This window comes from Aquimarina macrocephali, assembly GCF_051627225.1.
GTDB lineage: Bacteria > Bacteroidota > Bacteroidia > Flavobacteriales > Flavobacteriaceae > Aquimarina > Aquimarina macrocephali.
In genome coordinates, this window is the sequence record NZ_CP151795.1 from 553,255 (window position 1) to 578,088 (window position 24,834).

General features: G+C 35.3%; 38 protein-coding genes. All 38 read right to left on the minus strand.

Features of this window, described 5'->3' with window-relative positions; genetic code table 11:
* Positions 1-12: 12 nt before the first annotated feature.
* The 38 genes from AAFU52_RS02420 to rpsL all read right to left on the minus strand — a co-directional run bounded on the left by AAFU52_RS02420 (position 13) and on the right by rpsL (position 24,080).
* On the minus strand, positions 13-423 hold the full coding sequence (locus AAFU52_RS02420; protein WP_024770849.1) for an RrF2 family transcriptional regulator: 411 nt from the start codon (positions 421-423) through the stop codon (positions 13-15).
* A gap of 61 nt (positions 424-484) precedes the next feature.
* Positions 485-1,393, minus strand: coding sequence for a citrulline utilization hydrolase CtlX (ctlX, locus tag AAFU52_RS02425; RefSeq protein ID WP_035092098.1), 909 nt, complete (start codon positions 1,391-1,393; stop codon positions 485-487).
* 36 nt (positions 1,394-1,429) lie between these two features.
* Complete coding sequence (locus AAFU52_RS02430; protein WP_024770851.1) at positions 1,430-2,392, minus strand: arginase; 963 nt, start codon at positions 2,390-2,392, stop codon at positions 1,430-1,432.
* A gap of 204 nt (positions 2,393-2,596) precedes the next feature.
* Positions 2,597-3,883, minus strand: coding sequence for a citrate synthase (locus AAFU52_RS02435; RefSeq protein WP_024770852.1), 1,287 nt, complete (start codon positions 3,881-3,883; stop codon positions 2,597-2,599).
* Between the two features lie 175 nt (positions 3,884-4,058).
* Entirely contained in the window at positions 4,059-5,348 is a 1,290-nt protein-coding gene (gene eno, locus AAFU52_RS02440) for a phosphopyruvate hydratase (RefSeq protein ID WP_438425164.1), read from the minus strand.
* 184 nt (positions 5,349-5,532) lie between these two features.
* Positions 5,533-6,648, minus strand: coding sequence for a glutamine-hydrolyzing carbamoyl-phosphate synthase small subunit (carA, locus tag AAFU52_RS02445; protein ID WP_438425166.1), 1,116 nt, complete (start codon positions 6,646-6,648; stop codon positions 5,533-5,535).
* 222 nt (positions 6,649-6,870) lie between these two features.
* Entirely contained in the window at positions 6,871-7,350 is a 480-nt protein-coding gene (gene rplQ / locus AAFU52_RS02450; RefSeq protein ID WP_024770855.1) for a 50S ribosomal protein L17, read from the minus strand.
* 63 nt (positions 7,351-7,413) lie between these two features.
* Positions 7,414-8,406 carry a DNA-directed RNA polymerase subunit alpha gene (locus AAFU52_RS02455; protein WP_024770856.1) on the minus strand — a complete coding sequence of 331 codons (993 nt, stop codon included), beginning with the start codon at positions 8,404-8,406 and terminating at the stop codon, positions 7,414-7,416.
* Positions 8,407-8,429: 23 nt separating this feature from the next.
* The gene (gene rpsD / locus AAFU52_RS02460; RefSeq protein WP_024770857.1) at positions 8,430-9,035 is read right to left on the minus strand and encodes a 30S ribosomal protein S4; all 606 of its coding nucleotides are present in this window, start codon (positions 9,033-9,035) and stop codon (positions 8,430-8,432) included.
* A gap of 132 nt (positions 9,036-9,167) precedes the next feature.
* Positions 9,168-9,551 carry a 30S ribosomal protein S11 gene (rpsK, locus tag AAFU52_RS02465; RefSeq protein WP_024770858.1) on the minus strand — a complete coding sequence of 128 codons (384 nt, stop codon included), beginning with the start codon at positions 9,549-9,551 and terminating at the stop codon, positions 9,168-9,170.
* Positions 9,552-9,559: 8 nt separating this feature from the next.
* Complete coding sequence (gene rpsM / locus AAFU52_RS02470) at positions 9,560-9,934, minus strand: 30S ribosomal protein S13 (RefSeq protein WP_024770859.1); 375 nt, start codon at positions 9,932-9,934, stop codon at positions 9,560-9,562.
* Between the two features lie 2 nt (positions 9,935-9,936).
* Positions 9,937-10,053: a type B 50S ribosomal protein L36 gene (gene ykgO / locus AAFU52_RS02475; RefSeq protein WP_013621733.1), complete on the minus strand. Its 117-nt coding sequence runs from the start codon at positions 10,051-10,053 to the stop codon at positions 9,937-9,939.
* Positions 10,054-10,170: 117 nt separating this feature from the next.
* A complete protein-coding gene (gene infA, locus AAFU52_RS02480; RefSeq protein ID WP_008613577.1) occupies positions 10,171-10,386 on the minus strand; it encodes a translation initiation factor IF-1 in 216 nt (71 codons plus the stop codon).
* Positions 10,386-11,723 (minus strand): preprotein translocase subunit SecY, encoded by a 1,338-nt coding sequence (secY, locus tag AAFU52_RS02485; RefSeq protein WP_024770860.1) that lies wholly within the window; start codon positions 11,721-11,723, stop codon positions 10,386-10,388. Before secY ends, infA begins: the two co-directional genes overlap by 1 nt.
* Positions 11,724-11,733: 10 nt before the next feature.
* Complete coding sequence (rplO, locus tag AAFU52_RS02490) at positions 11,734-12,186, minus strand: 50S ribosomal protein L15 (protein ID WP_024770861.1); 453 nt, start codon at positions 12,184-12,186, stop codon at positions 11,734-11,736.
* A 9-nt stretch (positions 12,187-12,195) separates the two neighbouring features.
* Positions 12,196-12,375 (minus strand): 50S ribosomal protein L30, encoded by a 180-nt coding sequence (gene rpmD, locus AAFU52_RS02495; protein WP_024770862.1) that lies wholly within the window; start codon positions 12,373-12,375, stop codon positions 12,196-12,198.
* Positions 12,376-12,386: 11 nt separating this feature from the next.
* A complete protein-coding gene (rpsE, locus tag AAFU52_RS02500) occupies positions 12,387-12,911 on the minus strand; it encodes a 30S ribosomal protein S5 (protein WP_024770863.1) in 525 nt (174 codons plus the stop codon).
* Positions 12,912-12,917: 6 nt separating this feature from the next.
* Positions 12,918-13,274 (minus strand): 50S ribosomal protein L18, encoded by a 357-nt coding sequence (rplR, locus tag AAFU52_RS02505; protein ID WP_024770864.1) that lies wholly within the window; start codon positions 13,272-13,274, stop codon positions 12,918-12,920.
* Between the two features lie 11 nt (positions 13,275-13,285).
* A complete protein-coding gene (gene rplF, locus AAFU52_RS02510) occupies positions 13,286-13,828 on the minus strand; it encodes a 50S ribosomal protein L6 (protein ID WP_024770865.1) in 543 nt (180 codons plus the stop codon).
* 20 nt (positions 13,829-13,848) lie between these two features.
* Complete coding sequence (rpsH, locus tag AAFU52_RS02515) at positions 13,849-14,247, minus strand: 30S ribosomal protein S8 (RefSeq protein ID WP_438425173.1); 399 nt, start codon at positions 14,245-14,247, stop codon at positions 13,849-13,851.
* 70 nt (positions 14,248-14,317) lie between these two features.
* Entirely contained in the window at positions 14,318-14,587 is a 270-nt protein-coding gene (rpsN, locus tag AAFU52_RS02520) for a 30S ribosomal protein S14 (protein WP_024770867.1), read from the minus strand.
* 2 nt (positions 14,588-14,589) lie between these two features.
* Positions 14,590-15,141, minus strand: a complete 552-nt coding sequence (rplE, locus tag AAFU52_RS02525; RefSeq protein WP_024770868.1) for a 50S ribosomal protein L5 — start codon at positions 15,139-15,141, stop codon at positions 14,590-14,592.
* A 2-nt stretch (positions 15,142-15,143) separates the two neighbouring features.
* Positions 15,144-15,455, minus strand: coding sequence for a 50S ribosomal protein L24 (rplX, locus tag AAFU52_RS02530; RefSeq protein ID WP_024770869.1), 312 nt, complete (start codon positions 15,453-15,455; stop codon positions 15,144-15,146).
* A 13-nt stretch (positions 15,456-15,468) separates the two neighbouring features.
* Positions 15,469-15,837 (minus strand): 50S ribosomal protein L14, encoded by a 369-nt coding sequence (gene rplN / locus AAFU52_RS02535; RefSeq protein ID WP_024770870.1) that lies wholly within the window; start codon positions 15,835-15,837, stop codon positions 15,469-15,471.
* 2 nt (positions 15,838-15,839) lie between these two features.
* Entirely contained in the window at positions 15,840-16,097 is a 258-nt protein-coding gene (gene rpsQ, locus AAFU52_RS02540; RefSeq protein WP_024770871.1) for a 30S ribosomal protein S17, read from the minus strand.
* A gap of 12 nt (positions 16,098-16,109) precedes the next feature.
* Positions 16,110-16,304 carry a 50S ribosomal protein L29 gene (gene rpmC, locus AAFU52_RS02545; protein ID WP_024770872.1) on the minus strand — a complete coding sequence of 65 codons (195 nt, stop codon included), beginning with the start codon at positions 16,302-16,304 and terminating at the stop codon, positions 16,110-16,112.
* Positions 16,305-16,316: 12 nt separating this feature from the next.
* A complete protein-coding gene (gene rplP, locus AAFU52_RS02550) occupies positions 16,317-16,736 on the minus strand; it encodes a 50S ribosomal protein L16 (RefSeq protein ID WP_024770873.1) in 420 nt (139 codons plus the stop codon).
* A gap of 20 nt (positions 16,737-16,756) precedes the next feature.
* Positions 16,757-17,485, minus strand: a complete 729-nt coding sequence (rpsC, locus tag AAFU52_RS02555; protein ID WP_024770874.1) for a 30S ribosomal protein S3 — start codon at positions 17,483-17,485, stop codon at positions 16,757-16,759.
* Positions 17,486-17,493: 8 nt separating this feature from the next.
* Complete coding sequence (gene rplV, locus AAFU52_RS02560) at positions 17,494-17,901, minus strand: 50S ribosomal protein L22 (protein ID WP_024770875.1); 408 nt, start codon at positions 17,899-17,901, stop codon at positions 17,494-17,496.
* Positions 17,902-17,909: 8 nt separating this feature from the next.
* The gene (rpsS, locus tag AAFU52_RS02565; protein WP_024770876.1) at positions 17,910-18,188 is read right to left on the minus strand and encodes a 30S ribosomal protein S19; all 279 of its coding nucleotides are present in this window, start codon (positions 18,186-18,188) and stop codon (positions 17,910-17,912) included.
* A gap of 7 nt (positions 18,189-18,195) precedes the next feature.
* Positions 18,196-19,020, minus strand: coding sequence for a 50S ribosomal protein L2 (rplB, locus tag AAFU52_RS02570; RefSeq protein ID WP_438425182.1), 825 nt, complete (start codon positions 19,018-19,020; stop codon positions 18,196-18,198).
* Positions 19,021-19,029: 9 nt separating this feature from the next.
* Positions 19,030-19,320: a 50S ribosomal protein L23 gene (gene rplW / locus AAFU52_RS02575; protein ID WP_024770878.1), complete on the minus strand. Its 291-nt coding sequence runs from the start codon at positions 19,318-19,320 to the stop codon at positions 19,030-19,032.
* A 5-nt stretch (positions 19,321-19,325) separates the two neighbouring features.
* On the minus strand, positions 19,326-19,955 hold the full coding sequence (gene rplD, locus AAFU52_RS02580) for a 50S ribosomal protein L4 (RefSeq protein WP_438425185.1): 630 nt from the start codon (positions 19,953-19,955) through the stop codon (positions 19,326-19,328).
* The gene (gene rplC / locus AAFU52_RS02585; RefSeq protein WP_438425188.1) at positions 19,955-20,572 is read right to left on the minus strand and encodes a 50S ribosomal protein L3; all 618 of its coding nucleotides are present in this window, start codon (positions 20,570-20,572) and stop codon (positions 19,955-19,957) included. Before rplC ends, rplD begins: the two co-directional genes overlap by 1 nt.
* 179 nt (positions 20,573-20,751) lie before the next feature.
* Positions 20,752-21,057: a 30S ribosomal protein S10 gene (gene rpsJ / locus AAFU52_RS02590; protein ID WP_010181931.1), complete on the minus strand. Its 306-nt coding sequence runs from the start codon at positions 21,055-21,057 to the stop codon at positions 20,752-20,754.
* An 11-nt stretch (positions 21,058-21,068) separates the two neighbouring features.
* The gene (gene fusA / locus AAFU52_RS02595; RefSeq protein ID WP_438425193.1) at positions 21,069-23,195 is read right to left on the minus strand and encodes an elongation factor G; all 2,127 of its coding nucleotides are present in this window, start codon (positions 23,193-23,195) and stop codon (positions 21,069-21,071) included.
* 10 nt (positions 23,196-23,205) lie between these two features.
* Positions 23,206-23,682, minus strand: a complete 477-nt coding sequence (gene rpsG, locus AAFU52_RS02600; protein ID WP_024770882.1) for a 30S ribosomal protein S7 — start codon at positions 23,680-23,682, stop codon at positions 23,206-23,208.
* Positions 23,683-23,705: 23 nt separating this feature from the next.
* On the minus strand, positions 23,706-24,080 hold the full coding sequence (gene rpsL / locus AAFU52_RS02605; RefSeq protein WP_024770883.1) for a 30S ribosomal protein S12: 375 nt from the start codon (positions 24,078-24,080) through the stop codon (positions 23,706-23,708).
* Between the last annotated feature and the right edge of the window lie 754 nt (positions 24,081-24,834).

The following is a 24,834-nucleotide window of genomic DNA, read 5'->3' on the forward strand; positions in this document are numbered from 1 at the left end:
ATCACTTTGTGATTACTTCACAAAATCTGCTAATGTTTTATTTTCCAGAACTTTTAACGTGCTATCTCTCACCTCAATCATAACACTATGTACCGCGCACTTATCTTCATCGGGACAATCGTCGCACTTTTCATAGAAATTAAGACTCACACAAGGCACCATAGCAATAGGCCCTTCTAAAACTCTAATTACAGATGCCATTGTGATATTTTCTGGTTCTTTAATCAAATAATATCCTCCTCCTTTTCCTTTTTTAGATCCTAAAAAACCTGTTTTTCTTAGTGTTAATAGAATGCTTTCTAAAAACTTTTGAGAAATATTCTCATTAGATGCAATCTCTGAGATTAGTACGGGGTCATCGCACCTCTTTTTTGCAATATATGTAAGTGCCTTTAGGCCATATTTAGTTTTTTTTGAAAGCATACTTTAATTGATTTCTTGTAATTTATAGTTACTAGTGAAGTTTTAACTACAGCTTATAGAACTACAAACTTTTCGGAAGAAAAACTTCTGCCATCATACAACGTGCACTCCCTCCACCTAATGTTTCAATTGTATTCAGATCGCTATGAAGAATTGCGCAATGCTTTTCTATCTTGACAATCTGATCTTTAGTTAGGCTCTTAAATGCTGCGGATGACATGACAATATAGCGCTTATCTCCCAAACCAACAACTTGGAGCATATTACCCGCAAAGTTGTTTACTTGATCTTCTGTAATTGCAATAATCTCTTTACCATCATCTTTTAAATGATTAACAAGATTTTTACGTTCTTTTTTATCATCTATAGATTCCAGACATATAACTGCAAATGTTTCTCCTACTCCCATCATAACATTGGTATGATATATTGGTAATCGTTTTTTATTAACAGTTTGATAAGCAGTAAAGACAACAGGTGTGTATTCAAAGTCTTCACAAAATTCTATAAACAAATCTTCATCTGCGCGAGGAGATAATGCGCAATATGCTTTTCTATTTACCCTATCTAACACCAAACTACCAGTACCTTCAAGAAATAGTTCTTCATCTTCAGCACTGGTATAATCTATAATATTATTTATTTCAAAACCAGAAACTTCTATTTGATCCAAAACTTCGGGTCTACGTTCTTTTCTCCTATTTACTGCAAACATTGGATATAATCCCACATCTCCATTTGCATGAAAAGACACCCAGTTATTAGGAAAAATAGAGTCAGGAGTATCATTTTGAGGATCATCGTCGATTACAATTACTTGTACTCCAGCTTCTCTTAATACTTTTACAAATTGATTAAATTCTTGTTGAGCTTTGATATTAGCTGCTTTTGGATCTATACCTGCAGTTTCCTGATAGTAATTATTTACAGCAGTTTGTTCATTCATCCTAAATTGAACCGGACGAATCATTACTATGGTATTGGTTATCTGTTTTTCCAAATAAATTTAGCTTATCATTTTTTCTGTAATCGTTGCTGTTGTCGCTTTTAATACATCAAAAGCAGCTTCTGCCATTTTATTCCCTTTATTATCCAATGTAGGGTTAACTTCTACTACTTCAAAGCAAACTGTTTTCTCTGTTCTCACAAATGCCTGAATAATACGAATTGCCTCATTAATATCAAATCCTCTAGAAACAGGTGTTCCTGTTCCTTTAGAAATCAAATCACAATCCATACTATCAACATCAAAAGATATATATATCATATCGCAGGATTCTAATCTTTGAATTGCTTCTTCAAGGCATTGTTCAAATCCACGGTAGCGCATTTCTTCTACCATATAATTTTTAATCCCATTTTCTGCAATTACTCCTTCTTCTGGTTCTTCTGTATCTCTTACTCCAAAATACACAATATTTTGATGTTCAATTTTTTGCCCTTCAATGCCAATATTTTTCATCTTGTTCCACAAATCGGCTGTCTCTTCTGACACCTCATTGATCTTAAAATTCAAATTATCATTAGAAAGTGCTGCTGCCAATGGCATGCCATGAATATTCCCTGATGGTGATGTATACGGTGAATGTACATCGGCATGAGCATCTATCCACACCACTCCTAATGTTTTGGTGGGAAAAGCTGCTTTTACTCCACTAATTGTACCCAAAGCTGATGAGTGATCTCCCGATAACACAATCGGGTATATATCTTTTTTAAGGTTTCTTGACACGCTATCACTTAATCGAGTACACACGTTAAGTACACTACCTATTCGCTTAGCGAATGAGTTGTTTACCTTATTATAAATAGTTTCATTCTCTGTTTCTACATTTTCATAAGAATACAGATTAAAATAATCATCATTTTTATTAATAGCTGCAATTTCTATTGCATCAACTCCCAGATCAGAACCTCTTGTTCCTGCGCCAATATCTGATCTATTTTTAACTAATTTAATTTCTTTCATTACTTATGCTACTGTTTTTAATCGCTTTCAGAAATATATTCTACAATTAAAACATCTTTATACAATCTGTTTTATTGAACTCATCATGAATTCATAACTAATTTTAATAATCCATCTCTCTTTAGAGGCGTATAAAGATAAAATAAAAAAGCCTTACTACTATTAATTATAACGTAAGGCCTTTATATTTTAAATATCTAACTTTTATCTATTTTCTACTTTCACAAAAGGTCTGTAGTTTTCACCAACATATATTTGTCTTGGTCTTCCGATTGGTTCTTTACGAAGTCTCATCTCTTTCCATTGAGCTATCCATCCTGGTAATCTCCCTAAAGCAAACATCACAGTAAACATTTCTGTTGGTATACCTAAAGCTCTATAAATAATACCTGAGTAAAAATCTACATTAGGATATAGTTTTCTTTTTACGAAGTATTCATCTTCGAGAGCTACTTTAGCTAGTCCTTTGGCAATATCAAGAACCGGATCTTCAATCCCTAAATCGCCTAATACTTCTTCTGCAGATTTTTTGATAATATTAGCTCTTGGATCAAAATTTTTATATACTCTATGACCAAATCCCATTAAACGGAAAGGGTCACTCTTATCTTTAGCTTTAGCAATATACTTAGCCGTATCTCCTCCATCTGCTTTGATTGCTTCAAGCATTTCTATAACAGCCTGGTTTGCTCCTCCATGAAGCGGACCCCATAATGCAGACATCCCTGCTGATAATGACGCAAATAATCCAGCATGAGAAGACCCTACAATTCTAACGGTAGAAGTAGAACAGTTTTGCTCATGATCTGCATGAAGTATCAATAATTTATCCAGTGCATCATATACAAGCTTATTTGGCTCATAAGCCTTATTAGGTCTTGCAAACATCATTTTATGTAAATTCTCTACATATCCTAATGAGTTATCTCCATAATCCAATGGAAGACTTTTTCTTTTTCTCATTGTCCAGGCCGCTAGTACTGGAAATTTTGCTAATATTTTTACAATAGCATTATACATTTCTTCTTCAGAATCAACATCTACTGATCCTGGATTAAAAGCTATCAATGCGCTAGTCAAAGAAGACAACACTCCCATTGGGTGTGCACTTTTAGGAAATCCGTCCAAGATTTTCTTCATATCCTCATCGACATGAGATTCTTCTTTTATATCACTATCAAATTTTTCTAATTCTACTTTTGTAGGTAGTTCCCCAAAAATCAATAAATAAGCAACTTCTAAGAAATCTGCCTTTTCTGCCAATTCTTCAATAGAATATCCTCGGTATCTTAAAATTCCTTTTTCTCCATCTAGAAATGTAATACCACTCTCACAACTTCCGGTATTTTTATACCCGGGATCAATGGTTGTAACCCCTCCAGTTGCCCCTCTAAGTGTTTTAATATCAATTCCTAATTCTTTCTCTGTTCCTTCTATTATCGGAAACTCATATTTATTACCGTCGATTTCTAACGTTGCTATTTTTGACATTTGATTATTTTAGAATTTTGCTATTATTGTAGGATTGCTAAATTACGAAATATAGTGTTAACATAGTATTAATCGTAAGATCATTTTCACCCTTACACTCATTTTCAAAATTATATAAAAAACAAAGCGACTACCTAATTTAGATAGTCGCTTTATATTCTATTTATAACCTTTGTTACTTTACTTTAAATGCATTTTCTTTTGGAAAATACGCAATACTTCCCAACTCTTCTTCAATACGAAGTAATTGATTGTATTTTGCCATTCTATCACTACGAGAAGCAGATCCTGTTTTGATTTGCCCTGTATTTAAGGCAACGGCCAGATCGGCAATAGTATTATCTTCTGTTTCACCAGAACGATGTGACATCACAGAGGTATATCCTGCATTATGTGCCATATTTACTGCTGCAATAGTCTCGGTAAGCGTTCCTATTTGATTAACTTTAATCAATATTGAATTGGCGATACCATTTTCAATTCCTCTTGAAAGTCGTTCTACATTAGTAACAAATAAATCATCGCCAACCAATTGAACTTTATCTCCTACCTTATCTGTAAGGTATTTCCACCCTTCCCAATCGTTCTCATCCATACCATCTTCTATAGAAATAATAGGGTATTTTGAAGCTAGTTCGGCAAGATAATCTGCTTGCTCTTCACTCGTTCGTATTACTCCTGTATCGCCTTCAAATTTTGTATAGTCATATTTACCATCAACAAAAAACTCTGCTGCTGCACAGTCTAGTGCAACCATTATTTCATCACCAAACTTGTATCCGGCTTTCTCTACTGCAAGAGCAATTGAATCTAAAGCATCTTCTGTACCATCTAATGCTGGAGCAAATCCTCCTTCATCACCTACAGCAGTACTCAGACCTCGGTCATGTAATACTTTTTTAAGGTTATGAAAGATCTCGGTTCCCATTTGCATTGCATGTGTAAAATTTTTGGCTTTTACTGGCATAACCATAAATTCCTGAAATGCTATTGGAGCATCACTATGCGAACCTCCATTGATAATATTCATCATTGGTACCGGTAGCGTATTAGCACTTACTCCTCCAACATAACGATATAGTGGCATACCTAGTTCGTTTGCTGCTGCTTTTGCTGCTGCTAATGAAACTCCTAATATTGCATTAGCACCAAGTTTTGATTTGTTAGAAGTGCCATCTAATTGGATCATAGTTTGATCTAATAAATTTTGATCAAATACAGAATATCCTAATAACTCCTCAGCAATTATTGTATTTACATTTTCGACAGCTTTAAGAACTCCTTTACCCATATATGCTGCACCACCATCTCGTAGTTCTACAGCTTCGTGTTCTCCTGTAGATGCTCCCGAAGGAACAGCTGCTCTTCCCAAAACACCGTTTTCGGTAATCACGTCTACTTCTACAGTTGGGTTACCACGTGAATCTAAAATCTGTCTAGCGTGAATATTAATAATTACACTCATGTTTTTAATTTATTTTGTTGGATAATTTTAATTCTTCGCAATATACAAAACCAGTATCCTTTAAGCTCTTCAAAAAAACCATAATTTACCATAGAAACCATGATATAACAGTCAAGTTATCAACTATAACGTTATAGGTTATAGTTTTACCAAAAGAGCCAAAAGCTACCATGCTACTGTTATATTATGTTATAACTTTTGTTTTCTTAATATTCTCAATAAATTGATCAAACAAATAGATTGAATCATTGGGCCCAGGGCTAGCCTCTGGATGGTATTGTACAGAGAAACAGTTTTTATTTTTCATTTTGATTCCTGCAACAGTATCATCATTAAGATGCACATGAGTTATTTCTACATCAGGATGTTTTTCTGTTTCTTCTCTATGTATTGCGAAACCATGATTCTGTGAAGTAATTTCTCCTTTGCCAGTAATCAGGTTTTTAACCGGGTGGTTTATTCCTCTATGCCCATTATGCATTTTATATGTGCTTATCCCATTAGCCAATGCTATTACCTGATGCCCCAAACAAATACCAAATAGTGGTAAATCTTTTTCAAGAATCTCTTTTGCTGTTGCAATTGCCTGAGTTAATGGTTCTGGATCACCAGGACCATTAGAAAGGAAATATCCATCTGGTTCCCATCCGCTCATTTCTTCGAATGTAGCATTATAAGGGAATACTTTTATATATGCGTCTCTGTTAGTCAGATTACGAAGTATATTTTTCTTTATTCCTATATCCAAAGCTGAAATCTTATAAGTAGCATTAGGATCACCTACAAAATAGGGTGTTGTAGTAGAAACTTTTGAAGCTAGCTCTAACCCATTCATATCAGGAACTGCTGCTAGTTCTTTTTTAAGTTTATCTATATCATCTACCTCTGTAGAGATTACAGCATTCATTGCTCCATTATCTCTAATATAACTTACCAATGCTCTGGTATCTACATCAGAAATTGCCAACAGATTATGTTTTTCTAAAAATTCTTGCAACGAACTATCTGCGAGATCCCGTGAATATTCGTAACTAAAATTCTTAACAATCAAACCTGCAATTTTAATGGAATCAGATTCTATTTCGTTTTCATTAGTTCCATAATTACCTATATGTGCATTGGTAGCCACCATTAATTGCCCATAATACGAAGGGTCTGTAAAAATTTCCTGGTAACCTGTCATACCAGTATTAAAACATACTTCACCAAAAGCACTACCTTCTCTTCCCACAGCTTTGCCATGAAAAATAGTACCGTCTGCTAATAAAAGAACTGCTTTTTTTCGAGATTGATATTTCATTTGTTATACCTATTGTTTTTAATGGTCCGACAAAATTCACATAGTATTTATTTTGATTGGTATTTCAATCTTTATTACTATGTTTATTTCATCATTTTTAACTTTATTTGATTATAAAATTTCCGTTTTGGCGGAAACCAAACCTTTTAGAATTATTCAAAAAAAAAGGATAAACGACGAACGTTTATCCTTTTTTTATTATGTGCGATTCGCATTTCTCATTTACTCTTCTTCAGAACTAGCGGTTTCGGTTACTGGTGCTACAGGAGCAGTCTCAGCTTTTTTTCCTTTACCACCTCTTCTTCTTGATTTCTTCTTAGCAGGCTTACCAGCATTGTATAGCTCATTGTAATCCACCAATTCGATCATAGCCATATCTGCATTATCCCCAAGACGATTACCAAGTTTTATAATTCTTGTATATCCTCCTGGTCTATCTCCTACTTTAGGAGCAACATCTCTAAACAATTCTGTTACTGCGTATTTATTACGCAATCTACTGAATACGATACGACGATTATGTGTAGTATCATCTTTAGATTTTGTCACTAATGGCTCTACAAATTGCTTAAGCGCTTTTGCTTTTGCAACTGTAGTATTGATTCTTTTATGTTCAATTAGAGAACAAGCCATATTCGCAAGCATTGCTTTACGGTGTGCTGTTTTTCTCCCTAAGTGATTTACTTTTTTTCCGTGTCTCATGACATTTTATTTTAATCATCATCTTGCTCAATCCGCCTCATGCAGAGAGCAAACTATGATGAGTTAGTCTTTATCTAATTTGTATTTTGAAAGGTCCATACCAAAGTTAAGCCCTTTAACATTCACTAATTCTTCAAGTTCTGTTAAAGATTTCTTACCAAAGTTACGGAACTTCATTAAGTCATTTTTATTGTAAGATACCAAATCTCCCAAAGTATCTACCTCTGCAGCTTTTAAACAGTTAAGAGCACGTACAGAAAGATCCATATCGATCAATTTAGTTTTTAACAACTGTCTCATGTGAAGTGATTCTTCATCATAAGTTTCTGTTTGTGCAATTTCATCAGCTTCTAATGTAATACGCTCATCAGAGAATAGCATGAAGTGATGGATTAATATTTTAGCAGCTTCGGTTAATGCGTCTTTTGGATGAATAGATCCGTCTGTTACAATTTCGAAAACTAATTTTTCGTAATCTGTTTTTTGCTCTACACGATAGTTCTCAATGCTATACTTAACATTTTTGATTGGAGTGTAAATAGAATCTGTAAAAATGGTTCCAATAGGAGCGTTAGCTTTCTTATTTTCTTCAGCAGGAACATAACCTCTACCTTTTTCGATAGTAATTTCTAGGTTAAGTGCTACTTTTTTATCCATGTTACAGATTACAAGATCAGGGTTTAACACCTGGAATCCAGAAATAAATTTCTGAAAATCACCAGCAGTTAATTGCTCTTGACCCGAAATAGAGATTGTAACAGATTCATTATCTATATCTTCTATTTGACGCTTAAAACGTACTTGCTTAAGATTTAAGATAATCTCGGTAACATCTTCTACTACTCCAGAGATCGTAGAGAACTCATGATCTACACCTTCTATTCTAAGAGAAGTTATAGCGAATCCCTCTAAAGAAGATAGCAAAACTCTTCGCAAAGCGTTACCAACTGTTAATCCGTACCCAGGTTCTAATGGTCTAAATTCAAATTTACCATCGAACTCTGTGGAGTCGATCATGATAACTTTATCGGGCTTCTGAAAATTTAATATTGCCATGTTATTGTTTCTTCTTTGAGTTATTACTTAGAGTATAATTCGACGATGAATTGTTCATTGATATTTTCCGGAATCTGAATTCTTGCCGGAACAGATACAAAAGTACCTTCTTTAGTATCATTATTGAACGTAATCCACTCATACACTTTGCTATTATTAGCTAGTGAGTTTTGAATTACTTCTAATGATTTTGATTTTTCTCTTACTCCAACAACATCTCCTGCTTTTAATTGATAAGAAGGGATGTTAACTTGTTGTCCGTTAACAGTTACATGCCTATGAGAAACTAACTGTCTTGCTCCTCTACGAGAATTTGCTAATCCCATTCTGAATACTACATTATCCAAACGAGATTCACAAAGTTGAAGTAATACTTCACCAGTAATTCCTTGAGAACGTGTTGCTTTTTCGAACATGTTACGGAACTGACGTTCTAAAACACCATACGTATACTTTGCTTTTTGCTTTTCCATTAACTGGATAGCATATTCACTTTTCTTTCCTCTACGTCTGTTATTCCCGTGTTGTCCCGGTGGGTAATTTCTTTTCTCGAATGACTTATCGTCTCCGAAGATCGCTTCACCAAATTTACGAGCGATTTTAGTTTTTGGACCAGTATATCTTGCCATTATTAATAATTTAGTTACTTAGGATGATTATGAATTAAGGTCTCTTTCCTTCGATAATCAATATTCCTAATTTAGATTTACCTATTGTTGTTTATATATAAAAGATCCCGAAATTAAAATTCGGGATAAAAATTATACTCTACGTCTTTTTGGAGGACGGCATCCATTATGCGGCATTGGAGTAACATCAATAATTTCTGAAACCTCTATACCAGCATTATGAAGAGAACGTATTGCTGATTCTCTACCATTACCAGGACCTTTAACATATACTTTCACCTTCTTAAGTCCAGCCTCGATAGCTACTTTAGAAGCATCTTCTGCGGCTAATTGGGCAGCATAAGGAGTATTCTTCTTAGAACCTCTAAAACCCATTTTACCAGCAGAAGACCAAGAAATAACGTCTCCCTTTTTATTTGTTAACGAAATAATTATGTTGTTAAAAGAAGCTGTTACGTGCGCTTCTCCTACAGATTCAACAATTACTTTACGTTTTTTTGAAGTTGACTTTGCCATACTACTTATTATTTAGTTGCTTTTTTCTTGTTAGCAACTGTTTTTCTTCTTCCTTTACGTGTTCTAGAATTGTTCTTAGTGCGTTGTCCTCTAAGTGGCAAACCAGCTCTATGACGGATACCTCTATAACACCCAATATCCATAAGACGTTTGATGTTTAATTGTACCTCAGAACGTAATTCTCCTTCAATAGTATAGACTCCAACAGCTTCACGGATACGACCTATTTGATCATCATCCCAGTCTGAAACTTTTACACTTTCATCTACTTTGGCAGTTTCTAAAATTTCTTTAGCTCTACTTCTACCAATTCCGAAGATATAGGTTAATGCTATAACTCCTCGCTTTTGTTTAGGTATATCTACCCCTGCAATTCTTGCCATAATTACCCTTGTCTTTGTTTAAATCTAGGATTCTTTTTATTAATTACGTAAAGTCGGCCTTTTCTACGCACAATCTTGCACTCGGCACTTCTCTTTTTTATTGATGCTCTAACTTTCATCTCTTTGTTTTTAGTTTCCAAAACATACAAATTATATCTTTTGGAGGTATCAGTAACAAGATTTTTCGGCCTGCAAAAGTACACAAAAAATCTTAATTTACAATAATCTTAAATTATTTAGTATCTATATGTTATACGAGCCTTTGTTAAATCATAAGGACTCATTTCTAACTTCACCTTATCTCCTGGTAATAATTTAATGTAATGCATACGCATTTTACCAGATATATGAGCTGTCACTACGTGACCATTTTCCAGTTCTACACGAAACATTGCATTTGATAATGCTTCGATGATACTTCCGTCTTGTTCTATTGCTGGTTGTTTTGCCATTATGCTACTGCTTTACGGTTTTTACCAGTTTTCATTAATCCATCATAATGCCTGTTTAACAAGTATGAATTAACCTGTTGCATTGTATCGATCGCTACACCTACCATAATAAGTAGAGAAGTTCCTCCGAAAAACAATGCCCAACCTTGTTGTACATTCAATAACTTAACTGCTATTGCAGGAAATACTGCAATTAACGCTAAGAATATTGATCCTGGTAATGTGATCTGAGACATGATTTTATCTAAATATTCTGATGTTTCACTTCCTGGTCGAATACCCGGAATAAAACCACCACTACGCTTCAAATCATCCGCCATTTTATTAGTTGGCACCGTGATAGCCGTATAAAAATATGTAAATATGATAATCAATACTGCAAACAAAACATTATACCAAAATCCAAAAATATCACTAAATGCTGCAGCAATACCTTGAGAGGTTTCTGAATCTGACAGACCAGCTACAGCAGCAGGCACAAACATAATTGCTTGAGCAAAAATGATAGGCATTACTCCTGAAGCGTTCAATTTTAAAGGTATGTACTGACGAGATCCAAAGACATTCTTCTCATATCCTCCTCCGGCTGTTCTTCTAGCATATTGAACTGGTATTTGACGTACAGCCATAACCAATAACACTGATGCTAGTATAATCACAAACCAGATAACCAGTTCTATTAATACCATAATCATTCCTCCTCCATCTCCTGAAGTTCTTGATGCAAAGTTTTGCACAAATGATTGTGGTAGCGTAGCAATAATACCAACCATAATTAATAGGGAGATACCATTACCTATACCTTTATCTGTAATTTTTTCACCTAACCACATTGCAAAAATACAACCTGTAGATATAATGATTACAGAAGACACAACGAAAACTGTTTGATTAGGAACTACAAAAGCTTCTGCCGGAAGTGTTGCAAACAGGTTATAAATATATCCTGGTCCTTGAACCAAAGTAATAGCGATAGTTAACCAACGAGTAATTTGGTTGATCTTTTTTCTACCACTTTCTCCTTCTTTTTGTAGTTTTTGTAAATAAGGAATTGCTATTCCCATTAACTGAACTACAATCGAGGCTGATATATACGGCATAATACCTAATGCAAATACTGAAGCGTTAGCGAAAGCTCCTCCTGTAAACGCATTAAGTAACCCCAACAAACCATCTTGAGTTTGTGTTCCCAGGTTTGCTAATTCTGAAGCATCTATTCCTGGAAGTACTATTTGCGCCCCAAATCGATATACTAAAAGTAATCCCAGTGTAACTAAGATTCTATTCTTTAGTTCTTCGATTTTCCAAATGTTTTTTATTGTGTCAATAAATTTCATGAATTGTCTATTATAAGGTTACTGCTTCACCACCTGCTGCTTCTATAGCAGCTTTTGCAGTGGCTGTAAATTTGTGAGCTGAAACTTTTAATTTTGCTTTCAGTTCACCTCTTCCCAATATTTTAACCAAATCATTTTTCCCCGCCAAGCCTGTAGTTAAAATAACATCTAGATCAACAGTATCTTTAATTTTGCCATCATCTACTAATTTCTGTAGTGTGTCTAAATTAATCCCTTGATACTCTTTTCTATTAATGTTTTTAAAACCAAATTTTGGCACACGTCTTTGAAGTGGCATTTGCCCTCCTTCAAAACCTATCTTTTTAGAATATCCAGAACGTGATTTTGCTCCTTTATGTCCACGAGTAGCAGTTCCTCCCTTTCCAGAACCTTGTCCACGACCTACTCGTTTGCTATTGTTTTTTACCGAACCTGCAGCAGGTTTTAAGTTACTTAAATCCATGTGCTTTTATTATTTTGTTTCTATCGAAACTAAATGTTTAACTTTATTTACCATCCCAAGGATATTAGGAGTATCTTCATGCTCCACAACCTGGCCGATCTTTTTAAGACCTAGAGCCTCTAGGGTTCTCTTCTGTCTTTGAGTACGGTTAATCGCACTTTTTACTTTAGTAATTTTAATCTTTGCCATCGTTCCTGAATTTATCCTTTAAACACTTTCTCTAGTGAAACTCCACGTTGAGTTGCTACTTGTTGCGCACTACGCAATTGTAACAGAGCATCAAACGTTGCTTTCACCACATTGTGAGGGTTAGACGATCCTTGGTTTTTAGAAAGTACATCATGCACTCCTACTGATTCTAATACTGCACGGATTGCTCCACCAGCAATTACCCCGGTACCTGTAGCAGCAGGTAAGAGTAATACTCTTGCACCACCGTACTTACCTTTTTGTTCATGAGGTAATGTACCTTTATGTAATGGAATACGAACCAAATTCTTTTTTGCATCTTCTACTGCCTTAGAGATAGCTTCTGCTACTTCTTTAGACTTACCTAAACCGTGACCTACAACACCGTTTTCGTCACCTACAACAACTATAGCCGAGAAACCAAATGCTCTACCACCTTTAGTTACTTTAGTTACACGTTGTACACCAACTAGACGATCTTTAAGTTCAAGCCCGCTTGGTTTTACTAATTCTGCGTTTTTATATTTTTGATACATATTTTCTTAGAATTTAAGTCCTGCTTCTCTAGCACCGTCTGCTAATGATTTTACTCTACCGTGATACAAATACCCTCCTCTATCAAAGGATACTGTTTCTACACCAGCTTTCTTAGCTTTTTCAGCAAGCGCTTTACCTACTAAGTTTGCTTTTTCTATCTTACTTCCTGTTGCTGAAGCAATGTCTTTATCTCTTGAAGAAGCAGCACTGATTGTTTTACCAGTTACATCATCTATGACTTGTGCATAGATTTCTTTATTACTTCTAAAAACAGATAATCTAGGACGTTGTTCTGTACCGCTTACATTTCCGCGGATACGCTTTCTTATCTTTAATCTTCTTAAATCTTTTGAGAATGCCATAACGTTAGTTATTATGCAGATTTACCTGCTTTTCTTCTTAATTGTTCTCCTACGAATTTGATACCTTTTCCTTTATAAGGCTCTGGTTTACGGAAGCCTCTAATCTTAGCTGCTACCTGACCCACCAATTGCTTATCATGAGAGGTTAATTTTACTATAGGGTTTTTACCTTTTTCTGAAATAGTTTCGACCTTAACTTCTGGTGCTATATCTAAAACTATATTATGAGAGAATCCCAAAGCCAAGTCTAATTTTTGACCTTGATTAGAAGCTCTATAACCAACCCCTACCAATTCTAACTCTTTGCTAAATCCTTCAGAAACACCATTGACCATATTATTAATCAAAGCTCTATATAAACCGTGCTTTGCTTTATGATCTTTGGCTTCACTAGGTCTTTCAAAAACAACCTGGCCATCTTCGACTTTCACTTCGATACTATCGATTTCTTGAGAAAGCTCTCCTAATTTTCCTTTAACAGTAACAACATTACCTGTCACTTCAACAGTGACACCAGACGGAATAGTTACTGGATTTTTTCCTATTCTTGACATTTCTTTTGTCTTTTATACTGTTAATATACGTAACAAAGTACTTCACCACCTACATTCTCATGCTTTGCACGTTTACCGGTCATTACACCATGAGAAGTAGAGATTATCGCAACACCTAATCCGTTAAGAATTCTTGGGATATCATTAGACCCAGCATACTTACGTAATCCTGGCTTACTGATTCTCTGTAATTCTTTAATAACTGGTTCTTTAGTTATCTTATCGTATTTAAGCGCTATTTTGATAGTACCTTGTGTTGTATTATCTTCAAATTTATAACTTAAAATATATCCTTGATCGAATAATATTTTAGTGATCTCTTTTTTAACCTTCGATGCAGGAATCTCAACTACTCTGTGTTGAGCACTATTTGCATTACGAATTCTGGTTAAATAATCTGCTATAGGATCTGTATTCATTGTTTATAATTTATGGTTTTGGTTTTCAATTTTTTTAATTGAACCTTAAACCAATTAATTTACTTTATTATTACCAACTAGCTTTTGTTACTCCCGGAATTAATCCTTTGTTTGCCATCTCTCTGAATGTTACACGAGAAATTCCAAATTGACGCATATATCCTTTTGGTCTTCCTGTTAACTTGCATCGATTATGCTTACGAACTGGTGAAGCATTTTTAGGCAATTTCTGTAATGCATCATAATCTCCAGCTTCTTTTAAAGCTTTACGTTTCTCTGCATATTTTTCTACAGTTTTAGCTCTCTTCACCTCACGGGCTTTCATTGATTCTTTAGCCATAATTAATTCTTTTTAAAAGGTAATCCTAGTTCGGTTAACAATGATTTTGCTTCTTTATCGGTTTTTGCCGAAGTTTCGAAGGTAACATTCATTCCAGAAATCTTATTTACCTTATCGATATCGATTTCAGGGAAAATAATCTGTTCCAGAACTCCTAAAGAGTAATTACCTCTACCATCAAAACCTGTAGCTTTAATTCCGTTAAAATCTCTAACACGTGGTAAAGCTGAAGTAATTAGACGATCTAAAAACTCATACATTCTTTCTCCTCTTAACGTAACTTTTGCCCCAATTGGCATTCCTTTACGTAATTTGAAAGAAGCAACATCTTTTTTAGAAATCGTTGATATAGCTTTCTGACCTGTTATATTTGTTAATTCGTCTACTGCATAGTCGATTAACTTCTTATCAGCTACTGCTGCTCCAACACCTCTACTTAAAACTATTTTTTTAAGCTTTGGTACTTGCATTACATTATCATAGCTGAATTCTTCTGTAAGAGCTGACACTACTCTGTCTTTATACTCTTGTTTTAATCTTGGGATATAAGCCATAATTATATTACTTCATTAGATTTTTTAGAAAATCTCACTTTCTTATCTCCTTCTACTCTATATCCAACTCTTGTAGTTTCACCTTTAGCGGTTAACAATGATAAGTTAGAAATATGAATAGCTGCTTCTTGTTTTACAATACCACCTTGTGGATTTGTAGCACTAGGCTTCTGGTGTTTTGACACTAAGTTCACACCTTCTACGATCGCCTTGTTTTTATCTTTCAATACTTTTTGTACTGTTCCCTCTTGACCTTTATTGTCTCCAGCGATAACTCGTACTGTATCTCCTGATTTTATTTTTAGCTTTGTCATCTTTACAAATGTTTTAAAGCACTTCTGGCGCTAGTGAAACAATCTTCATGAATTGCTTATCACGAAGTTCTCTTGCAACAGGACCAAATACACGTGTTCCTCTCATTTCTCCTGTAGGAGTCAATAGAACACACGCATTATCATCAAAACGGATATAAGAACCGTCTGGTCTGCGCACTTCTTTTTTGGTACGAACTACAACTGCAGTTGAAACTGCTCCTTTTTTAATGTTTCCATTTGGAGTTGCTTCTTTTACACTGACAACGATTTTGTCTCCTACAGAGGCGTATCTTCTTTTTGTACCGCCTAAAACACGAATGACTAAAACTTCTTTTCCACCTGTGTTATCGGCTACTTTTAATCTAGACTCTTGTTGTACCATAATTACTTCGCTCTTTCAATTACTTCTACTAATCTCCAGCATTTGGTTTTACTCATAGGTCTTGTTTCCATGATCTTTACAGTATCACCAATATTGCAGTCGTTTTTCTCGTCGTGTGCAACGTATTTTTTCGTTTTTAACACGAACTTTCCGTACATAGGGTGTTTTACTTTTTTAACTTCAGCAACCACAATGGATTTCTGCATTTTGTTACTAGTAACAACTCCTATACGCTCTTTTCTTAAATTTCTTTTTTCCATCTTTCAGCAGAATTAACCGTTTAATTCTCTTTTTGTTAGCTCTGTAGCCATTCTTGCAATAGATCTTCTCACTTTACGTAATTGTAAAGGGTTTTCTAACGGAGACATAGCGTGAGCCATTCTTAAATCTGAATACGCTTTTTGAGTTTTACCAAGTTCCTCTTGTAATTCAGCTGTAGATAATTCTTTTACTTCTGATTGTTTCATAATCCTCAAATATTAAGCTTGATAATCTCTAGCTACGATAAACTTAGTTTTTACAGGAAGTTTTTGAGCGGCCAGACGTAAAGCTTCTTTCGCTACGTCATATGGCACTCCACTTATTTCAAATAATATTCTTCCTGGTCTTACTACTGCTGCCCAATACTCAACAGCACCTTTTCCTTTACCCATACGTACTTCGAGAGGTTTCTTGGTGATCGGCTTGTCTGGGAAAATTTTAATCCACAGAGAACCTTCTCTCTTCATATAACGAGTAGCAGAAATACGAGCTGCTTCTATTTGTCTAGCAGTAACAAAACTTGAATCTAATGATTTGATTCCGAAAGTACCGTTAGAAAGCGTGTGTCCTCTTTGAGAAAGACCTTTCATACGTCCTTTTTGTTGCTTACGGAATTTTGTTCTTTTAGGCTGTAACATTGTTAATTTACTTTAAAAAATTACTTTCTACGACGTGATTTGTTATTACCTCCACCACTTCGTCCACCTCTGTCACCTTTTCCTTGTTTTTTGGATAAACCAACCAAAGGAGAAAGCTCTCTTTTACCATATACTTCACCTTTCATGATCCATACTTTAACACCCAATCTACCATAAGTAGTGTGAGATTCTACTAAAGCATAATCAATATCGGCTCTAAATGTTGATAAAGGAATACGACCATCTTTATAAGACTCTGTACGTGCCATTTCTGCACCATTCAAACGTCCCGAAATCTGGATTTTGATACCTTCTGCATTCATTCTCATTGCTGCCGCAATAGCCATTTTAATAGCACGACGATATGAGATACGGCTTTCGATTTGTCTTGCAACACTCGATCCTACCAAAAATGCATCAAGTTCTGGTCTTTTGATTTCAAAAATATTGATCTGAACTTCCTTTTCAGTAATTTTCTTAAGCTCTTCTTTCAACTTGTCTACCTCTTGACCACCTTTTCCGATAATGATACCAGGTCTGGCAGTAGTGATAGTAACGGTTACAAGTTTAAGCGTACGCTCAATAATTACTCTAGATACACTAGCTTTTGATAAACGTGCGTGTACATACTTTCTAATCTTATCGTCTTCGGCAAGTTTATCACCGTAGTCATTACCTCCGTACCAGTTGGATTCCCATCCTCTGATAATACCAAGGCGATTTCCGATTGGATTTGTCTTCTGTCCCATAGTTTATATTAGCTTTGTGTATTATTGTTTGCTGCAACCACTATTGTTACGTGGTTAGAGCGTTTTCTTATTCTGTGCGCGCGACCCTGTGGAGCAGGACGAAGTCTTTTTAACATACTTCCTCCATCTACACGAATCTCTTTTACAAAAAGATCTGCATCTTCGATGCTAGCGTCTTCATTTTTCGCCTGCCAGTTTGCTATTGCCGAAAGCAATAACTTCTCTAAACGACGTGATGCTTCTTTAGGGTTAAATCTAAGAATATGAAGCGCCTTTTCAACTTTTACACCACGAACCAAATCTGCTACTAAACGCATCTTACGAGGTGACGTAGGGCAGTTATTAAGTTTAGCAAAAGCAATTTGCTTTTTCTCTTCCTTAATTCTTTCTGCCATTTCTCTTTTACGAACTCCCATGACTTAAATTATTTTTTACCTTTATTTTTAGCACCAGCGTGTCCTCTAAAGGAACGTGTTGGCGAAAATTCTCCTAATTTATGACCTACCATATTCTCGGTAATGTATACCGGTACAAACTGGCGACCATTATGAACTGCAATTGTTTGCCCTACAAAGTCAGGAGTAATCATAGATGCTCTAGACCAAGTCTTAATAACAGACTTCTTATTAGCTTCTACATTTGCAGCTACTTTTTTCTCTAACTTATAGTGAACGTAAGGTCCTTTTTTTAATGAACGTGCCATATCTTAATTATTTCTTTCTACGTTCTACAATATATTTATTACTCGCTTTCGTCTTAGAACGGGTTCTAAATCCTTTTGCAGGAAGACCTTTTCTAGAACGTGGGTGACCTCCAGAAGAACGTCCTTCACCACCACCCATTGGGTGATCAACAGGGTTCATCGCTACTGGTCTTGTACGAGGACGACGACCTAACCATCTTGTTCTACCAGCTTTACCTCCAACGATCAATTGATGATCACTATTAGATATAGCACCAATGGTAGCCATACAGTTAACTAATATCATTCTCACTTCACCAGAAGGTAATTTTACCGTAGCAAACTTACCATCTCTAGCCATAAGCTGAGCGAATGATCCAGCACTACGCGCCATAACAGCACCTTGACCTGGACGTAACTCTATACAAGAAATGATCGTACCTAGTGGAATATCACTAAGCGGCATAGCGTTACCGATTTCTGGAGCAATATCACTACCAGAAACGATATTCTGACCTACCTGTAAACCATTTTGAGCGATAACATAGCGCTTTTCACCATCTTGGTAATTTAGCAACGCTATAAATGCAGTTCTGTTTGGATCGTATTCTATTGTAGCAACGGTAGCAGGAACTCCTTGCTTATCTCGTTTAAAATCAATGATACGATACCTTTTTTTATGACCACCACCTTTGTAGCGCATGGTCATTTTTCCTTGACTGTTTCTACCACCAGATCTTTTTTTCGGAGCCAATAGGCTTTTTTCCGGCTTATCAGTAGTAATGGCGTCATATCCATTTACTACTCTAAAACGCTGACCTGGGGTAATTGGCTTTAATTTTCTTACTGACATTTCTTAGTCTTAAAGATTACTATATAAATCAATTACTTCACCTTCCGCCACCTGTACAATTGCCTTTTTATAGGCACTTGTTTTACCAGTAACCATACCTGTTTTTGTATAACGAGTATTACGGTCTGGACGGACATTTATTGTTCGAACCTTAGTAACAGATACACCATAAGCAGCTTCAACTGCTTTTTTGATCTCTACCTTATTCGCTTTCTTGTCTACTACAAAACCATAGCGATTAAACACTTCACTATCTGCAGTAGCCTTTTCTGTAATAATAGGTTTTATTAAGATACTCATGGCTTCTATTTACTTAAATTCGTTTCAATTCCTTTCAAAGAACTTTCCAAAAACACAACATTATTCGCATTAAGTATTTTATAAGTACTTAATTCTGAGGAAGTTATGACATCTGAACTTTTCAAATTGCGTGACGACAAATATACATTTTTATTCGACTCTGCCAACACAAACAAAGATTTTTTGTTTTCAAGTCCTAAAGACTTTAAAACTGCTGTAAAATTCTTAGTTTTTACTGTATCAAAAGTAAAGTCTTCGATTACAGTTATTGCTTTGTCATTTGCCTTAATACTTAGCGCAGATCTACGCGCTAATCTCTTCAAGTTCTTATTTAATTTAAAAGAGTAGCTACGTGGTCTTGGACCAAAAACTCTACCTCCACCTTTAAATATAGGAGACTTTATACTACCTGCTCTCGCGGTACCTGTCCCTTTTTGTTTCTTTATTTTTCTAGTACTACCTACAATCTCTGCACGCTCCTTAGCCTTATGAGTACCTTGACGTTGATTAGCCAAGTATTGCTTCACATCTAAGTATACAGCATGATCATTTGGTTCTATACCAAAAACAGCGTCTGAAAGGTCTGCCTTTCTTCCTGTTTCTTTTCCGTTTATATCAATTACCGCTACTTTCATTACTTCTGAATCGTTACATAAGCGTTTTTATGTCCAGGAACACATCCTTTAACAACAAGTATATTCTTTTCAGGAACTACTTTTAACACTCTTAAGTTTTGAATTTTTACTTGCTCTCCACCCATTCTTCCTGCCATTTTCATTCCTTTGAAAACTCTTGCAGGATATGATGCAGCACCGATAGAACCTGGAGCTCTTAAACGGTTATGCTGACCATGAGTTGCTTGACCAACACCACCAAAATTGTGTCTCTTCACAACTCCTTGAAAACCTTTTCCTTTTGAGGTTGCTGACACATCAACAAATTCTCCTTCGGCAAAGTGCCCAACAGTTACTGTATCTCCTAATTTGTACTCCTCATCAAAACCTTTGAATTCGACAACTTTACGTTTAGCAACAGTTCCTGCTTTTTTAAAGTGACCTAAAGCCGCTTTAGTAGCATTTTTGTCTGCTTTGTCATCGAAACCTAGCTGAACAGCTTCATAACCGTCAACCTCTTCAGTTCTGACTTGGGTTACCACACATGGTCCAGCTTCGATTACTGTACATGGAATGTTCTTTCCATTTTCATCGAAGATGCTGGTCATGCCGATCTTTTTTCCTATTAACCCAGACATATTTAATTATTTATTAATGATTTACTTATTCTCTATTGAAATTACTTTCAATTTATTTTATTCTTTTACAAAAAAACAGGGTCAAAATACTTTCAACCCTGAATGTATTTTTTTGCCGTTTTTCCCTTGCATACAGCTTGGGACATTTTATTGTAAGCGCACTTACTCTTAAAGTTTTATCACACTTTAATCTCCACTTCTACTCCACTTGGTAATTCCAGCTTCATCAACGCATCAATCGTTTTTGAAGAAGAGCTATAGATATCCAAAAGTCTTTTATAAGAACTTAATTGGAATTGCTCTCTGGATTTTTTGTTTACGTGTGGAGAACGAAGCACCGTAAAAATTTTCTTATGTGTTGGCAAAGGAATTGGCCCAGTTACTACAGCTCCTGTACTCTTTACCGTCTTTACGATTTTCTCAGCAGACTTATCCACTAAGTTATGATCGTAAGATTTTAGTTTTATTCTGATTTTTTGACTCATTTCTGTAATAATTAAGCGTTAACTCCTTTTGCTGCAGCAATTACTTCTTCTGAAATATTAGAAGGAGTTTCTGCATAGTGAGAAAATTCCATTGTAGACGTTGCTCTACCAGATGACAATGTTCTTAATGTTGTCACATATCCAAACATTTCAGAAAGCGGAACAGTTGCTTTTACAGTTTTTGCTCCTGCACGGTCTCCCATATCACTTACTTGCCCTCTACGACGGTTAAGATCACCTACGATATCACCCATGTTTTCTTCTGGAGTAATAACCTCTAATTTCATAATTGGCTCCATAATTACGGCTTTAGCAGCTTTTGCTGAATTTTTAAAACCTAATTTAGCAGCTAATTCGAAAGATAGTTGATCAGAATCCACATCGTGATAAGATCCGTCAGTCAATGTTACTTTAATAGCATCCACTTCATAACCAGCTAAAGGCCCATTTACCATTGCCATTTTGAAACCTTTCTCTATAGAAGGAACAAATTCTTTTGGTACGTTTCCTCCTTTTATCTTATTAATAAACTCAAGTCCAACTACACCTTCATCTGCTGGTTCAATTGTAAATACAATATCTGCAAATTTTCCTCGTCCACCAGATTGCTTCTTGTACACTTCTCTATGTTCTGCTACAGCAGTAATAGCTTCTTTGTACTCTACTTGTGGTTGACCTTGATTTACTTCAACTTTGAATTCTCGTTTTAAACGATCTACAATAACTTCTAAGTGAAGTTCACCCATTCCAGATATAATAGTCTGTCCTGAAGCTTCATCCGAACGTACTGTAAATGTTGGATCTTCTTCAGCCAATTTTCCTAAGCCAATCCCTAATTTATCAACATCTGCCTTAGTCTTAGGCTCTACCGCGATACCAATTACGGGATCAGGGAAGTCCATAGATTCTAAAACAATAGGGTTTTTCTCATCTGTAAGTGTATCTCCTGTTTTGATAGATTTAAATCCAACAGCAGCTCCAATATCTCCAGCTTCTATATAGTCAATTGCATTTTGCTTATTAGCATGCATTTGATAGATACGAGAAATACGTTCTTTTTTACCAGAACGATTGTTTAACACATAAGAACCTGCATCTAAACGACCAGAATAAGCTCTAAAGAATGCCAAACGTCCCACAAAAGGATCTGTAGCAATTTTAAAAGCTAAAGCCGCAAAAGGCTCCTTTACATCTGGTTTACGTATTTCTTCTTGATCTGTATTAGGATTTATACCTGCAATACCTTCTTTATCCGTTGGAGAAGGTAAATAACGACATACCGCATCTAATAAAAACTGAACACCTTTATTTTTAAATGCAGATCCACAGATCATAGGAATAATACTCATATCCATTACAGCAGCTCTAAGTGCAGCATGCACTTCTTCTTCTGTAATCGATTCTTCATCTTCCATGAATTTCTCAAGAAGATCTTCATCATACGCAGCAACTTCTTCAATAAGCTTACCACGAAGCATTCTTGCTTCTTCTTTAAGATCATCTGGAATATCAATAACATCAAACGTTGATCCTTGCCCTTCTTCATGCCATACAATAGCACGATTCTTTACTAAATCAACAATTCCTTTAAAATCTTCTTCGTCACCAATATTCAATACAATAGGTACTGCATTAGAACCTAGCATATCTTTAACCTGCTGACATACTTCCATAAAATTAGATCCTTGACGATCCATTTTATTTACAAAACCGATTCTTGGTACTTTATAATTATCGGCAAGTCTCCAGTTAGTTTCTGATTGTGGTTCTACCCCATCAACAGCACTAAACAAAAACACCAACCCATCAAGTACACGTAAAGAACGGTTTACCTCTACGGTAAAATCAACGTGACCCGGGGTATCAATTATATTAAAATGGTATCCTTTAGTATCATCTACTGGTTTACCATTTTCTGTTGGAAAGTTCCATTCACAGGTTGTAGCAGCAGAGGTAATCGTAATACCACGCTCTTGCTCTTGCTCCATCCAGTCCATCGTAGCTGCGCCATCATGAACCTCACCAATTTTATGACTCACCCCTGTATAATAAAGAATACGTTCGGTGGTTGTAGTTTTCCCTGCGTCAATATGCGCAGCAATTCCTATATTTCTAGTATATTTTAAATCTCTAGCCATTTCTTAATGATTAAAATCTAAAGTGAGAGAATGCTTTGTTTGCCTCAGCCATTTTATGAGTATCTACTCTTTTCTTAACAGCAGCTCCTTCTTCTTTTTCTGCAGCTATAATCTCTGCAGCAAGTTTCTGAGCCATAGATTTCTCATTTCTTTTACGTGAAAATTGAATCAACCACTTCATAGCAGTAGATATTTTACGATCTGGCCTGATTGGGTTAGGAATCTGAAAAGTAGCCCCTCCTACACGGCGGCTTCTCACCTCTACGTGAGGCATTACATTAGATAATGCATCTTTCCAAATTTCTAAAGACGTTTTTTCGTCATTTTGTTTTTTCTCTTCTACAATATCGATTGCATCATAGAATATTTTGAAAGCTGTCGATTTCTTTCCATCCCACATCATCATGTTCACAAAACGTGTAACTAATTGATCGTTAAAACGTGGATCTGGCAAAATCGGTCTTTTTTTAGCCTTTCTTTTTCTCATGTCTTCTTCTTAAAGTTTTTTAATTACTTCTTAGGGCGTTTAGCACCATACTTAGATCTACGTTGCGTCCTTCCTTCTACACCTGCGGTGTCTAAAGCTCCACGAACAATGTGATATCTAACTCCTGGTAAATCTTTTACCCTTCCACCTCTAACTAATACTATCGAGTGCTCCTGGAGATTGTGACCTTCACCACCGATGTACGCATTTACTTCTTTACCATTTGTTAACCTAACACGAGCTACTTTACGCATAGCTGAATTTGGTTTTTTTGGTGTAGTAGTATAAACACGTGTACAAACACCGCGGCGTTGCGGGCACGAATCCAAAGCAGCCGATTTACTCTTCTTAGTTATTTTGGCTCTACCTTTTCTTACTAATTGTGAAATTGTTGGCATAATTTGCTTTACACTATTATTAAAATTTAAAAAAATATCCCTTTTAAAGGGCTGCAAAGGTAGAATTATTTTTCAGCAAATCAAATCCTAAGGGATTAATTTTTATTCCTTTATGCATGTTACCTAAAACAAATGAGGTAAAACAACCACACTAACTACAAAATCAACAACAAAAACATCTTATTTTAACTTCAATAGAAAATACGTATATTACATATATAATGTACACATGTAGGCCTATATAATGTATCATCTTAGCCGTATAATTTTCAACGCCCATCTTTTCACACTACTACCATCTTTGAATATCTCATTTCACTCCTACCTAAACACCACCAACAATAGTAATTAGAAAATAACCGAAACACATTACAATCACATCCTTTAGATCGTCATTAATTAGGCGATTGTTACCTATGAGTCAGAATAACATTTTTATTGCATCATTAAATTCTTAGGTTTTCTCATTCAAAAAAACTTTCCTCTAATAGTAATACCTAAATATATAACACGAAGGTATTGATTAATCCAATTACTTATCATTGTACATTACCATATAAAAATACATTGACCTAATAAGACATATAGTAATAAAGAACAACCTATATATAGAATTTGATGATCTTTTAAACACAAAAAAACAATAGCCTTTATCTGTTTAAGCTGGCAAATGGTTAATATCTCACTATCTCAACACCCAAAACGACTCATCTATCATCATAATTAACAAGAAGAAATCTTTATTTAACACAAA